Source organism: Arthrobacter sp. THG-b23 (assembly GCF_059091265.1).
Window position 1 is genome coordinate 663706 of sequence record NZ_JBNHGM010000001.1, and the last position, 13192, is coordinate 676897.

Below are 13192 nucleotides of genomic sequence, written 5' to 3' on the forward strand. Positions count from 1 at the left end.
AACGATGTGCAGTTCTCGCACGTCGCGGAGTATCGGATAAAGCGACTGCCTCTCCCCTGGGCCGCCCAGACCAAGGCTTTCTCTGTTGGCATGTCCTCGTGCGGGTGCACGCGGCCCTGGAGAGGTGTCCTGGCGGCCCGTTATTCAGGGTCTGACCTGGGGGTGGGCTTTGACTGATTGCGGTCCTCGCAATCTGTGTGCGGTGATCGCAATCAGTTCCCGGATGTCCGCTGAACCCTGGCCAGCTGCCTTGCAGGGGAACATGCTCGGTGGACGCGGAACAGTGAGAAAGGGGATAATGCGCTTCCCCATCAAACCGGGCATATTCGCGGTAGATGCGCCTTAGAGGTTCCGTTCCCAGATCACCCGATAGGTTCGCTCGGACTCATTCCTATCGGGCGATCTGGGCAGCGGGTGTATCGAGGCCGACGCCGATGTTTATGACGGCGTTGCCCTATCGCACATTGGGATGATCACGTCCTTCTCAGCCGGCGAGGTGGTCGCGCAGGAACGCGCCCATCGCCTCGACCGATGCGGTCGCCTCCGGCGCGTACCCGACGAGGAACTGCGGAACGTGGTCCATTTCCTCGAGAACCTCGTTCACGACCTCGACGCCGGCTGCGCGTGCACGCTCAGCGAACATCGTGCCTCCGTCGGCAAGCGCCTCAAACCCACCGAACGACACGAATACGGGAGGCAGACCTGTCAGGTCCGCTCGCAGCACGTTGACGTCGGCATCCGATGCGGTCGCGCCCTCGGGAAGGAACGCGGCAAGGTTCTGGGCGATTCCTTCGCGGCTAGCGATCGGGTCGTTCTCCCGGTTGTGGTCGAACGACTCGCCCCTGCCCTCGAGGTCATAGTACGGCGACATCGCGACGATTGCGCCCACTTGTGGGCGGTTTTGCTGTGCGCGGACGATGCCGAGGCGGGTCGCGAGGAGGCCGCCAGCCGAGTCACCCACCAACCCGATGCGAGCAGCCGCGTATCCCTGATCGATTAGCCAGTCGAGCGCCGCGGCCGAGTCATCGAGCGCCGCCGGGTAGAGGTGCTCGGGAGCCAGTCGATAGTCGATGAGCAACGTGCGCCGCCCGGACGCCGCCGCCACGTGAGCCGCGAGCTTCCGGTGGCTATCGATCCCACCGCCGATGAATCCTCCGCCATGCGTGTACAGGACGGCCGATCCCTCGATCTCGTGATGGGGAATCGCCCAGATCGCGGGGACCCCGTTTGCGGTGACTGACTCGTAGCTGACACCGGGTGCCTCGGGCGCGTACCTCGCCCAGCCGGTGTAGAGGTCGCGGATGAGTCCGAACCCGGTCTCGTCGATTCCTGCGGTGCGGTCATTCCAGTAGCGGTAGAGGGTGTTGAGCGCGTGACGCTTCTCGGCGGTTATTGTGTTCATCGTGCGTATCTCCTGATCTGGGATTCGGATTCAGAAGGATTTGGGCTGTGCGTCATCGCGCCACAGGGCCAGCAAGGCGGGCGCCTGCTCGGGATAGTGCTGGGGGTCGATGAGCAGGTGGTTCATCAGCACGGCAGCATCGGCATTCAGCCTCGTGAGCACTCCGTCCGGTGGGATCACCGCCGATCCGGCCCAGAGGCGAGCGGTGGACGCGATGGTTTCGAGAACCCGGTGCAGGTGGGTCGACGACTGGATGATCCGCGAGACGTGCAGGTCGGTGAACGCGCCGCGTTCGGCTGCGGCCCACGCGTCGTCGTACGCCTTGAGCGCGAAGGCTCGCGCGGCCTGGTATTCGGCCTCGATGCGCACGAATTCGAACTGGAAGAGCGGGTACTCGTCGAGCACCGGGACGATCCCCCGACGCTTGTTCACCGTGAGCTGTGCGACCTCCTGAATGAACCGCTTTGCCAGGCCGAGGGCGGCCCCGACGTGCGAGGTGTAGCCGGGGCCCATGTAGCCCTGCCGGAATGCCGGATAGTCGTAGTAGGTGCTCGTGTCGTCGGTCGCCACGAACCGATCCTCGATCGTGTGTTCCTTGACGAAGTAGTGCCCCGATCCGGTCGACGCGAGGCCGGAGGCGGTCCAGTTGTGCAGCCACTCGACGTGCTCGACCGAGGGGTACATGATGCGCACGACGGGCTGTCCGTCATCACCCGGGATGGGCTGGTCGTCGTCATCCACGATCACGGCCATGCAGGTGACGCGGTCGACGTGCTGCGTCGCCGAGCCGAACGGCATGGGCTCTGACTTCAGGACGTACCCGCCGTCTACCTTGCGCGCAGTCCCCGGGGGCTTACCGTTAGCGAACCCGCAGGCGAGCCCGTTTGAATCGGGGCCCAGGATGTCGAGGAAGCCCTCGCGGGGGATCAAGGAGCCCGCCAGCATCGTGCCGCTCGCACTCACACCGTACACCCATCCCGCCGACGTGTCCTGGCGCGAGATCTCCTCCATGATGAGGATCCCAGTCGCATAGTCAATCCCCGCGCCGCCGAGTTCGACGGGCAGCTGCGCACGGTAGAGTCCCGCGTCCTTCCACGCCTTCACGACCCGCGGAGTGATGACGGTGTCCTTCCGCGCCTGCTCACGGTCCTCTTCGACGAGGTGCTCGAGGGATCGGGCGATGTCAATCCACTTCCTCGCCCTCTCGTCGGGGCTCGCGTCCTCTGTGAGTTGCCGTTCGGCTGTCGTAGTCGTCATGGTCCAGAACTCCTCTCCGGTGAGTGCATCGACGTCTGGGGGCAGCCGCCGCACTCGGGTGGAACCGCGGTTGAGAGCCCGCGGCTATCGGCTTATCCCCAAGCCGATGTGACGCAGATTACCCCACGGTTGTATTTAAATCAATGTCATCATTATAATAATCAGGTGGGCCCCTATCCTGTTATATGAAGCGCGGAGGCGACGATGTGAATGGCCGAGCGCCGGAGCCAGGGGATCGCGACGCGCACGCCGTTTCTCTCCGCTGCGGCGGGCGGGATCGCAAACCATGGTTACGCCGGTGCATCGCTGTCGGAAATTTCCGCGCGTGCCGGCGTTCCCAAGATAGCCTGCACTACCACTATCCGACCAAGGCCGAGTTTGCGCGCGACATCGTCGCTCACCAGTCCCGAAGAGCTAAAGAAGCTCGGCCTCGAATCAGGGGCGGCAACCCGGCGCAGGAAGGCAACCAACCGTGCCACTGGTGAGAGTCCTGCACCGGCCATTGTGGACGACGGGACCCACCTGACCGCCAGCACACAACCACCACGTCACCACCTCAGCGCACCGTCACCCTGGGTAAGCGGCGGCTGTGCACAGGCTCCGTAGCGCACGGGCCGGGTCGGAGAAACTCCCCATGGTGCAAGCCTCAACGCGGCCGGCTCCCCGCCGCCGGCGGGCCGGGTTCTTTTTCGGCAGTAGTCGGCGGAGCCCTTGCTCTGGTCGGTGCATCCCGTTCATCCCCCATTGCCCTGGTGCGGGTGAACGTCAGGCGTGACCGTTCAGGGCGAGTTAAACAGAAAGGGCCGGCGTTGTTGAACTGCTCCCCGAAAGTTGGACTAAAAATTCAGTTCTGTTAGGAATCCGCCGCAGCGAGACCTCCATCCGAAAGCCATCTTGCCGCCGTACCCATCGGCACGACGGCCACGCCCGGAGTACGCTTTAGATGCCGGACTGCAGATCAACGACCAGTCGACCCTGCACGACGCCGCGACGCAGTTGATCGAGGCCGTCCGGGATGTCGGCAAACGAGACGGTGGATACCTTCGGGGCCAGCTGCCCCGAGGCCATGAGCTCATAGACGGACGACAAGTCCTCCACGCCCCCACCCATGGATCCGACGTAGTCGATCTGCTTGTTGATAAGCAGATTCGTATTGAACTCGAAGACGAGGCGGCCCATGCCTACCTGAACGACGCGGCCGCCATCTTTGATGACCTCGATCGCCCCGGTCGTCGTCGTGCCGAAGCCGGCGAAGTCGATGATCGTGTCGAGCCCGACATCGGCCAGCTCGCGGATGTCCTTCACGCATCTAACGACGCCGAGCGACTCCGCCATGGGCCAGACGCTCTCCTTGGGTTCCGCGGCGTAGACCTCGGCCCCGCTGATGACGGCGATCCGCGCGCCGATCTGCCCGAGGCCGCCGATACCTATGATGCCGACCTTCTGGCCCGGTGCGACCAGTCCGCGGGCCACGACGGCGTGGTGGGCCACGTTCCCGGCATCCGTGCCCGCCGCGGCGTTGATGAAGTCCAGGCCGTCGGGAACCTTCACGACCGCGTGGGCGAGTGCCGTTGTCTTCTCCGCATAGGCGCCGTCGCGGGTGTACCCGTTGAGGTTCGGTGGTCCGGAGGGGATCCCCACCCGATCTCCGACCTTGAGACCGGTGACCCCCTCGCCTACTTCCGAGACGACGCCCGCCGGCTCGTGCCCAAGTACCACCGGGAGGTTAGGGAAGATGGGGGCCCAGTTCGGATCGTCGAGGGCCGACACATCCGAGTGGCACAGACCGCTTGCCTTGATGTCGATTACGACCTCACCCGGCTTGGCCTTGGGGTCGGGCCGGTCCTGCAGTTCAAGAGGCTTACCGACTCCATTGAATACCCATGCTTTCATGGTTCCTACCCTTCGTTTCGTAATTTGTGGACACTTATGAACGGTTCAGTACAGCCTCTGAATTGGAAAGCCTTACCGCTCCTGCCATCAAGGTGCCCTGAGGTCATCGTGGGCGTTCCCGTTTCGTAGCCATCAGGTAGCGGAGGTGCCCGGGCAGTTCCTGGGGCGTCACCCACACCTGGTGGCCCTCGGATGCTTCAAACATTTGGCGCGGGCAGTTGCCGTCCGCGGCAATCCAAAGCGCCGAGGAGTCGGGCATGGCGTCTTCCACGAAGCCGGTTCTGATGACGTGGCCTTTGTGGCGAATCTCCACCAGCGCATTGGTCAGCAGTCTCCATTCGACGTGCTTACGCGGCGTTGCTCTGTTGAGTGTCACTTGGCTTCCGGAGGCTGGGACAGCAGTGGCAGGGCCCGGTTGGGCCAGTGGTGGTCGCTGCTTCGGAGTAATAGGTGTGGCTAGGGACTGATGATTTGCTGTGGTACCTGCGGTTTCGTGCCCTTGATCTCTCACGGCCAGATTCTGGCAGGCGCTGGCGGCCCACGACCGCGCGCATGCCACGTCGTCCCGGATTTGGGCTGCGAGTTCATCAGTTCCGTGGAATCGTCGCTGGGGGCGTATGTAAGCGTGCAGAGCAACCTGAACGATGCATCCGTACAAGTCGCCGCTGTAGTCCAGCAGGTGGGCTTCCAGCAACCGGGTGCCTTTACGGTAATACGTCGGACGGCGCCCCACCGAGACGGCGGCAGTGAAGGTCTCGCCTTGCCCTTCCCGCACTAGGTGCACGGTGCCTGCCCAGACGCCGTCCCGGATGCCGCCGTCCGGCACGCAGATGTTGGCCGTCGGATAGCCAAGCTCTCGCCCGCGGGCATCACCATGCTCCACTACACCTTCAACTCGGATGATTCCGCCGGTTTCAGCCCCGGCGGCGGGGCCTGGCTGCGAACGACCGGTACCGGAGGAGGAATCGGCTTTGGTGATGGTTTTCATTGGCTCGCTACTTGATCTTGCAGGTTGTGGGGATCGTGGTGCCTGACCAAGGCTGGTGCCGGGGCGGTCGCGGGGCGGTGGCCGGTTGCCTCGAGCACGTCCTCCAGCCAGCTGACCCGGTTAGTGAAGCGCGTGGCCTTGTAGGGGGCGGTCCACCGGTAGCAGTCGTGCTCCCAGTTAAGTCGCAGCCGGCGGCGGGAGGTCAGGGCTGTGAAAGTGTGCACTAGCCAGGGTTCTCCCGATGCGTCGGCGAGCATCAGTTCGGGTCCCTGCCGGAAGTCCAGGAGGTCTTTGGCCTGCAGCCCTGTTTCTTCAAACAGTTCTTCAAGAGCCTGCTGTTCAGGCGTTGCTCCGGCCTCGAAGTATCCGGTAATGCAGTGCCATCGGCCGCTGTCGTGGCTTGGACGCCCGCTCCTTCTGAACAGGGCGATCCTGCCTCGCCACTCGACGACGACAGCAATGACGGTGCGGTCCGAAGGGATGTCATACGTGGTATTAACGGGAAATCTGATACCAGGGAATGCATCGATCGTGCTCATCTTTCCTGTCCTTACAACCTGTTCTCAAGGGCGTTCCCTTGGCTGCAGGGAGTTCGGCTCCCGCCCCAATTCTCGGGCCGTGCAACGCCGCCTGTTCGAAGATGCGGGGGCGTACAGCCGTCCTTTTTCACCTCAAACAGAGAAATCCGGGGGCGTCGCCTACGAAACCTCGTGAACCAAGTCCTCGAGCCACACTGCCATCTTTCAAAACCATGGCGTCCCAAAGGCGCGGTTCATCACAGCCACCCTCCTGTGAACAAGTATGTGAGGGCGGCCATAAAAACCTTCAGCGCTCTTGGCACCCTGGGCCGTCCCCATAGCTGAGACGGGGATGGCCGTATGGTCAACACCGCGGTAATGAACCCAGAGGGGAGGGTGGGATGCCAGCTCGCCAACGGAATACCCCGCCTTCGGCGAGTTCCATCAGAGAGCCGGCACGCAAACTGCACTGGTAACTCTGGTCACCTGGCGGGTTAGACGGGTTGGTGCTCCACTAACTCTGGTTCGGAGTCTCGGTACGTGGCAATCGACCGTTCAGCTGCCGCACGCAGCGTCGACAGGTCGCTGTCCAGGCTGCCGAAGTCGGCCAGTCTGTCGAAGCCGAAGCCGAGCGGGGCTCCAGCACGGACACCGTGTTTGTGGGCAGTCGTTGCTACGTGTTCCCATATTTCCACCAGCTGGTCCAGGTCTGCCTCCATGTCGATGCCCATATCCTGCGAGAGGTCGGCGAGCCCGAAGAAGATATGGTCCACGCCGTCCACCGAGACGATGTCTTCGATGTTGTCGACGCCGCGCTTGGTCTCGATCAGCGGCATGAGGATTACGTTGTCGTTCATCTCGGTGCTGTAGCCGTTCCAGTTGCTGCCCGAGAAGTTTGTCGCGGGAACGACCGGGCACATGCCTCGTCCTCCGGCCTGGTAGCGCGTGGCCGCGACCGCGCGCCGGGCTTCATCGGCTGATCCGATTTTCGGGACGAGAATGCCCTGTGCACCCGCATCCAATGATTGCTGAATCAGTGTGGGGTTGTTCTCAAGCACACGCACGATCGACACGAGGCCGGTCGCTTGGGCTGCCAGCAGGTGGCTGACCATGTGACAGTTGTCCATGACACCGTGTTCGCGGTCAATCAGCACCCAGTCGTAGCCGGATGCACCGTAAACAGCCGTGGTGGATGCATCTTTGGACATGACGAACACGCCGGTCGGCCTACGGCCTTCGGCGAGGATCGAATTGAATGCGGCGCGGGCGCGTTTCATTGCCATCTGGTTTCCTTTCATAGTCAGACCTGGGCAGGTTGTTCGATCTGTGCGTATTTTCCTCGGAAAAACAGCAGGGGATTCGCGGTGTCGTTCACTTTGATGTCTTCCACGCGGGCGACGACCAGGGTATGGTCTCCGCCTTCGTACTCCCGGTAGGGCGTGCAGTCGAGAGTCAGCACGCTCCCATCGAGGACAGGGTTGCCCAGCTCGCTTGAACTCCATGAGACGCCTGCCCACTTGTCCGTGCCGCTCCTGGCGAACTGGTTTGAAATGTTCGCCTGGTCTGCAGCCAGTACATTGATAGCGAAGGACGGGCTGTTCCTCAGCTTCGGGTACGACGTAGATGACGCCATGACGCTGAAGGCTACCAGGGGCGGATCGACGGAAAGGCTGAAAAAGGACTGGCAGGTAAAGCCGACAAGCTCGCCCCCTTCCGAAGCGGTAATTACAGTCACACCGGAGGCGTAGTTCCCCAGGGAACTACGGAATATCTGGTCACTGAATCCGGCGGTGGCAAGGGATTCGGCAGTCATCGAGAAGCCCTCCTGCTCAGGGACAGCCGATCTCTCAGCGTGGCGCCCTCCTGGGCATCCGCAAGCAGTCCTCGCTGGCGCAGGACCGGAACAACGAATCGGACGAAGTCTTCAAACGAACCGGGGGTGTCCGCGGGAATGATGGCAAAACCATCGCATGCCTCTCCCAGGAACCATTCGCTCATCTGGTCGGCCACTTGGTTGGCATCGCCGACAAAGCGCACCGCGCTGTTGCGTGCCTGGCTCTCCGCCAATTGACGAAGGGTGGCCTGCGGGCCGAATTCGTCGCGGGCGGCTTCCACATACTTCTGGACAAGTCCCTTGGCCCCCTTTACAGCATCCAGGTAATTGTCGGGAATGGGTTCGTCCATGGGCAGCTGGCTGAAGTCGAAATTCGCCTGCTCGGAAAGGACGATGAGTTCTTCTTCCGCCGAAGACAAGGAGTCGAAGAACCGGCTTCGCGCCTGGGCTGTTTCCGCATCCTCAGCGACGATGACCTGGACAGCAGGCAACACTTTGAGCGAACCCGCCTCACGCCCGGCTGCCAACAGCTGCTCCGTTTGGTTTTGGTAGTGCTCCTGGGCCTTTTGAAGATTGCGCGGACCGGTAAATGTCATGTCAGCCCAGCGAGAGGCAAACTCGACGCCCCGACCGGACTGTCCTGCCTGAAGGAGAACAGGCCATCCCTGCGGGGGCTGCGGAACGGTCAAGGGACCCCGAGATGAGAGCCACTTACCCATGTAGTTCACTTCGTGGACCTTGGCGGGATCGGCAAACACGCCCGTTTCCCGGTTCATCTGAAGTGCATCTCGTTCCCAGCTCTCCCAAAGACCAGTCGTGATCTCGAGGAATTCATCCGCCCGGTCGTATCGGGTTTCCGGATCCAGGTACTCGGTGCCAAAGTTTTCCGACTCATTGGAATTAAGTGAAGTGACGATATTCCACACGGCCCGGCCACGCGACAGATGATCCAACGTCGCGAAGGCACGCGCGACGTGGTAGGGGGTGTAGTGGGTCGTCGAGTAGGTGGCCCCCAAGCCGATGCGCTGCGTGTGCGAAGCAACCAGGGCCAGGATAGTGAGCAGGTCGAGCTTCACGGCGCGTGAACCAAACTTGGCGGTGGCCTCAATCGAATTCCGATATGCCGCCGGCATCGCCAGGCGATCATCGAAAAAGAGAAGGTCGAAGCCGCCCTGATCAAGGGTCCTCGCTAGGTTGATGTAGTAGTCCGGCTCCAGAATCCGCGGATCCGTACGAGGATGCATCCAGGAACCGATGGAGCCGTAAGTAGTCGACGCGGAAGCAAAAGCAGCCAGCGCCATGTGATCAGAACGAGGGGACACGTCTCACACACCTTTTCATCTCGTGATTTGGGTTACATCCATTTCATGAGAGACAACCACTTTTGTCCAATGCATTTATGCGGTCGTCACATGCGCTGACCGCATACTATGGAGGGTATGGAAATTGATCTGCACAAACTACGGCACGTTCTTGCGGTAGCACGCGAAGGAAGTTTCATAGCTGCTGCAGCTGCGCTGCCGCTTTCACAATCAGCACTAACCAGGAGTGTGCAAAACCTGGAAAGGGAAGTGGGATTTGCCATCTTTGAGCGCGGCCGCTCCGGATCCTTCCTGACCAGTGAAGGCACTGAACTGATTCGCCTCGCCGAAGACCTCCTCGCACGATCCGAGCATGTCGCGCACGAAATCCAGACCCTGCGGGACGGGAGTCGATCGGAGCCGGTGCGGATGGGAGTGGGGTCCCTCACGGCCGCTATGTTCATGCCCAGCCTCTTGCCCAAAATCCTTGATCAGTGCCCCAGAGTGCATGTGACGCTGGAAACGAACTCCAGACTCAACTGGATGCTGTCCCGCAATGAACTGGACTTCTACATCGGCGGAGTTCCGGCAGGCTCGGACAACTTCGCCATAACGAACCGCTTCGAGGCTAGAAACTTTGAGGGTGGAACAGTCTCGCTCCTGGTCAGGCAAGGCCACCCCTTGCTGCAGTCCACAGGATCAGCAGATGACCTCATGAGATACCCAGTGGCAGCGGGAACGTTCGTCGCAGAGACATGGGCGAAGCCAGAAATAGAACGCCTGGGACTCCACGAACCCACCGTCATAACGGACGACTACGCACTGCTGGCTGCACTGGCGCAACGTACCGATTACATCCTCGTAGCAAGCGAACTCCTTGCAGATTTGCGCCCAGATCTCGGCCTCACGGTTCTGGCCAATCTTGAAACCGATAACTCTCTGAGGACGCAGTACGTACTCATGTCACCCCCGCAGGAACTGATGACGGCCAACGCCAGAAACGCTGCGGACATCGCCTTCGACCTCCTCCAAAAGGCTCTTCAAAGACATCGCGAAAGATCGGCGTGAGGTCAATTGCATGCAGTGCAATTAGGCAGTGACGAAATGCATTGGATAACGTGCATCACACCTGCTTCCATTGGTCTGTAACTCAGGTCACCCTTCCCGCCACCATCGAAGGCAGGAAGGCGCCAAAGTGCGGCACAGTCACCTCAAGAGAGGTGGGAGTGTACACGGGGTTGGGATGAGCCATTTTCGGAGAAAGACTATTCATGACCGCCACCGCTCTCGTTCAAACAGGTCCACGCCAATGCGAGTTCCAGGAGTTCGCGCTTCCAAAACTCAAGGAAGGCGAAGCAATTGTCCGCGTTGAGGCGAACGGCGTCTGTGCCAGCGACATCGAAGCGTACGAGGGGACATTCCTGTCCCACACTCTGCCTCGCATCAACGGCCACGAAATCGTCGGTGTCCTCGAAGGTTTAGGCCCTGGAGGGCCAAGGCGGGATGGGCTTAAGGTCGGGGACCGTGTCGCCGTCAACCCTCTCCTCGGGTGCGGGCGGTGTCCGGCATGCCGCCGGGATGAGGCCGCCTTCTGCACAGGATGGGACTTTAGCCCCGCCACCTACGGGTTTATTCCAACCACCAATGCACCGAGCCTGTGGGGCGGCTACTCCACACATGCCTACGTTAGTCCGAACACAATTCTCTACCCTTTCCCCGAGGAGACCGACCCCCTTGACGCCACGTTGTGGAATCCTCTCGCAGGCGGAATCCAATGGGCTGTTTTGACCCCGGGCACGACGATCGGTGCGTCCGTCGCCGTCCTTGGCTGTGGGCAGCGCGGCCTGTCTTCCATCCTGGCCGCCCGCGCAGGAGGTGCCGGAACCATCATGACCACAGGCCTCACGCGTGACCGGCATAAGCTGGACCTCGCCCTTGAGTTCGGGGCAGACGCCGCTGTTGACGTCGAACAAGAGGATGCCGTCGACCGGGCACACGAAGTAACCCAGGGGCGAGGATTCGACATTGTTGTCGATACGTCGCCCGGTGCCACAAAACCGCTGCTTGACGCCATCGAGATGCTCCGCCCGGGAGGCACCCTCGTAGCCATTGGCGTCAAATCCCGCACTGTACCCGATTTCCCCATCGACAAAATTGTCTCAAAAGGGATCCGCATCATCGGCTCGATCGGCGCCAAGCATCAAGCCTTCGCCATGGCGGCAAACCTCATTGCTGAGGGCAAGGTACCGGTTGAGAAACTCCGAACGCACGTCTTTGGCTTTGATCAGCTACCGCTTGCTCTCGACACACTCAAGGGAGCTGTACCGGGCGAACAGGCGATCAATGTCGTCGTCAAACCAGAGTTCATGCTGAGCTGACCTTCACCCTGGACCTACCCGGTTTACCTGCACACAGGCGGCGCCGGCCCTTTCCCGTGGCCGTAGCCCGCCATGCCCTCTCCGCAGATGAAGAGGGTTTTCAAAACAACCACTAGAGAGCAGACTGCTATGGTCAATTCTTCTGACACGAACACCGTGGTGGCGGGGCCAAGCCTCAACGCCCGGCTCGACAGGCTCCCCACTACCAAATACCACTTGGTATGGGTCATTCTCCTCGGAGCCGCCTATCTGGTCGAAACGTTCGACAATACCGTTTTCGCGTTCGTTGCGCCGTCTATTCGAGAAAACTGGGGCCTTTCACTTGGCCAGGTTGGCGTGATTACGTCATCCGTATTCCTTGGGATGCTTGTGGGTGCCGTCGCCGGCGGGCGGTTGTCCGACCGGTTTGGCAGGCGTCCAGTCCTTATCTGGGGCTCTGTCTTCTATTCTGCAATGTCTCTGGTCTCGGCTATCGCACCCAATTATGAGATTCTGACTCTTAGCCGCGTACTCACTGGCATCGGTGTGCAAGCTGCCACTGGCGTTCTTATGGTGTATTTGAGCGAGATGTTCCCGAGAAGCACCCGCGGACGGGCTTTCACGGTCTTAACATTTGTCGGTTACGTCGGCGGGCCGGTCACGGCGCTGACCGCACTCGCAATCGCCCCCACAGGCCTCGAAGCATGGCGGTGGGTCTTCGTCATCGGCGCGGCTGGCCTACTCATCGCCCTCGCCGCCGCACTGTGGTTACCAGAGACAGTCCGTTGGCTCAGCACCCAGGGTAAAGAGGAAAAGGCTGAACGCATCGTCGCCAAACTCGAAGCCAGCGTGCTGGCCAAAGGAGGCACCCTCGCCGCCCCGGAGGCCGACCTCCCCGAGGTCAAACAAGGTTCGTTCCGCGACCTGTTCCGGCCGGAGTACTTCAAGCGGCTTGTGGTTATGTCCATCGCGTTCTTCCTCTATCTTTACTGCCTCTACGGGTTCATCTCCTGGATCCCCACGATCCTCACCGATCGAGGTATGCCCCAGGCTGAGGCGCTTGGATTTGCAAGCGTCCTATCGTTCGCGTCCTTGCTCGCACCGGTGTTGCTCTTCCCCGTTGCCGACAAGCTCGAGCGGAAAACGACAATGCTTATCGGTGCCGTTCTAGGCGCCGCATCGCTTATCGTCTTCGCTTTTGCCGAATCGACCGCCATCAGCATGGCAGCTGGGTTCGCGGCGCAATTCTCCACTTCGATCATGGCTGTAACTTTCTACACCTACCTGCCCGAAGTATTCCCCACAAATGTACGAGGAGTGGGAGCAGGCGTCGTAAGCGGATTCGGGCGCATCGCCGGAATAATTGCCGGCCTTTCAATCGCCGGCATTTATGCCGCGCTTGGCTTCCAAACGCTCTACGTCATACTCGCCGTCGGGCTCACCCTCACCGGGCTTGTGACGTGGCTGTTCGGCCCGCGCACAACAAACCGGTCGCTCGAGGCAATCTCGTCCAAAGGTTGACGATCACGCGCACTTCAGTGCCGGGGCTGGGCTCAGGCTCGGTCCCGGCACTGGGGCGCCACTCATAGATAAGCGTCCGCTATCGTTCATCGCTCCCATGGACCCCGGACAGGCGCACAGA

At 61.3% G+C, this 13192-nt stretch carries 11 protein-coding genes; 3 read left to right on the forward strand and 8 right to left on the reverse strand.

Translation table 11 applies throughout. From position 1 onward, the window contains the following. Nucleotides 1-484 precede the first annotated feature (484 nt). The 8 genes from AC5RVD_RS03235 to AC5RVD_RS03270 all read right to left on the reverse strand — a co-directional run bounded on the left by AC5RVD_RS03235 (nt 485) and on the right by AC5RVD_RS03270 (nt 9193). Nucleotides 485-1402 (reverse strand): alpha/beta hydrolase fold domain-containing protein, encoded by a 918-nt coding sequence (locus tag AC5RVD_RS03235; RefSeq protein ID WP_494125951.1) that lies wholly within the window; start codon nt 1400-1402, stop codon nt 485-487. 30 nt (nt 1403-1432) lie between these two features. After that, entirely contained in the window at nt 1433-2659 is a 1227-nt protein-coding gene (locus tag AC5RVD_RS03240; RefSeq protein WP_494125952.1) for an acyl-CoA dehydrogenase family protein, read from the reverse strand. Nucleotides 2660-3598: 939 nt separating this feature from the next. Next, nucleotides 3599-4552, reverse strand: a complete 954-nt coding sequence (locus AC5RVD_RS03245) for a zinc-binding dehydrogenase (protein ID WP_494125953.1) — start codon at nt 4550-4552, stop codon at nt 3599-3601. A gap of 103 nt (nt 4553-4655) precedes the next feature. Next, on the reverse strand, nt 4656-5540 hold the full coding sequence (locus AC5RVD_RS03250; protein ID WP_494125954.1) for a riboflavin kinase: 885 nt from the start codon (nt 5538-5540) through the stop codon (nt 4656-4658). Beyond that, on the reverse strand, nt 5537-6079 hold the full coding sequence (locus AC5RVD_RS03255) for an NUDIX domain-containing protein (protein ID WP_494125955.1): 543 nt from the start codon (nt 6077-6079) through the stop codon (nt 5537-5539). Before AC5RVD_RS03255 ends, AC5RVD_RS03250 begins: the two co-directional genes overlap by 4 nt. 473 nt (nt 6080-6552) lie before the next feature. Beyond that, nucleotides 6553-7341: an HpcH/HpaI aldolase family protein gene (locus AC5RVD_RS03260; RefSeq protein ID WP_494125956.1), complete on the reverse strand. Its 789-nt coding sequence runs from the start codon at nt 7339-7341 to the stop codon at nt 6553-6555. Nucleotides 7342-7358: 17 nt separating this feature from the next. After that, nucleotides 7359-7871: a flavin reductase family protein gene (locus tag AC5RVD_RS03265; RefSeq protein WP_494125957.1), complete on the reverse strand. Its 513-nt coding sequence runs from the start codon at nt 7869-7871 to the stop codon at nt 7359-7361. Beyond that, on the reverse strand, nt 7868-9193 hold the full coding sequence (locus tag AC5RVD_RS03270) for an NtaA/DmoA family FMN-dependent monooxygenase (protein WP_494125958.1): 1326 nt from the start codon (nt 9191-9193) through the stop codon (nt 7868-7870). Before AC5RVD_RS03270 ends, AC5RVD_RS03265 begins: the two co-directional genes overlap by 4 nt. Nucleotides 9194-9331: 138 nt before the next feature. Between AC5RVD_RS03270 and AC5RVD_RS03275 the strand changes: the two genes are divergently transcribed. The 3 genes from AC5RVD_RS03275 (at nt 9332) to AC5RVD_RS03285 (ending at nt 13071) form a co-directional block, all read left to right on the forward strand. Continuing rightward, complete coding sequence (locus tag AC5RVD_RS03275) at nt 9332-10261, forward strand: LysR family transcriptional regulator (protein ID WP_494125959.1); 930 nt, start codon at nt 9332-9334, stop codon at nt 10259-10261. 203 nt (nt 10262-10464) lie between these two features. Continuing rightward, nucleotides 10465-11571 carry a zinc-dependent alcohol dehydrogenase gene (locus AC5RVD_RS03280; RefSeq protein ID WP_494125960.1) on the forward strand — a complete coding sequence of 369 codons (1107 nt, stop codon included), beginning with the start codon at nt 10465-10467 and terminating at the stop codon, nt 11569-11571. A gap of 129 nt (nt 11572-11700) precedes the next feature. After that, nucleotides 11701-13071 carry an MFS transporter gene (locus AC5RVD_RS03285; RefSeq protein WP_494125961.1) on the forward strand — a complete coding sequence of 457 codons (1371 nt, stop codon included), beginning with the start codon at nt 11701-11703 and terminating at the stop codon, nt 13069-13071. Nucleotides 13072-13192: the final 121 nt, after the last annotated feature.

Bases quoted from the DNA above. Each gene is read 5' to 3' on its own strand.
- AC5RVD_RS03235 (WP_494125951.1), bottom strand. From the start codon at position 1,402: ATGAACACAATAACCGCCGAGAAGCGTCACGCGCTCAACACCCTCTAC.
- AC5RVD_RS03240 (WP_494125952.1), bottom strand. From the start codon at position 2,659: ATGACGACTACGACAGCCGAACGGCAACTCACAGAGGACGCGAGCCCC.
- AC5RVD_RS03245 (WP_494125953.1), bottom strand. From the start codon at position 4,552: ATGAAAGCATGGGTATTCAATGGAGTCGGTAAGCCTCTTGAACTGCAG.
- AC5RVD_RS03250 (WP_494125954.1), bottom strand. From the start codon at position 5,540: ATGAAAACCATCACCAAAGCCGATTCCTCCTCCGGTACCGGTCGTTCG.
- AC5RVD_RS03255 (WP_494125955.1), bottom strand. From the start codon at position 6,079: ATGAGCACGATCGATGCATTCCCTGGTATCAGATTTCCCGTTAATACC.
- AC5RVD_RS03260 (WP_494125956.1), bottom strand. From the start codon at position 7,341: ATGGCAATGAAACGCGCCCGCGCCGCATTCAATTCGATCCTCGCCGAA.
- AC5RVD_RS03265 (WP_494125957.1), bottom strand. From the start codon at position 7,871: ATGACTGCCGAATCCCTTGCCACCGCCGGATTCAGTGACCAGATATTC.
- AC5RVD_RS03270 (WP_494125958.1), bottom strand. From the start codon at position 9,193: ATGGCGCTGGCTGCTTTTGCTTCCGCGTCGACTACTTACGGCTCCATC.
- AC5RVD_RS03275 (WP_494125959.1), top strand. From the start codon at position 9,332: ATGGAAATTGATCTGCACAAACTACGGCACGTTCTTGCGGTAGCACGC.
- AC5RVD_RS03280 (WP_494125960.1), top strand. From the start codon at position 10,465: ATGACCGCCACCGCTCTCGTTCAAACAGGTCCACGCCAATGCGAGTTC.
- AC5RVD_RS03285 (WP_494125961.1), top strand. From the start codon at position 11,701: ATGGTCAATTCTTCTGACACGAACACCGTGGTGGCGGGGCCAAGCCTC.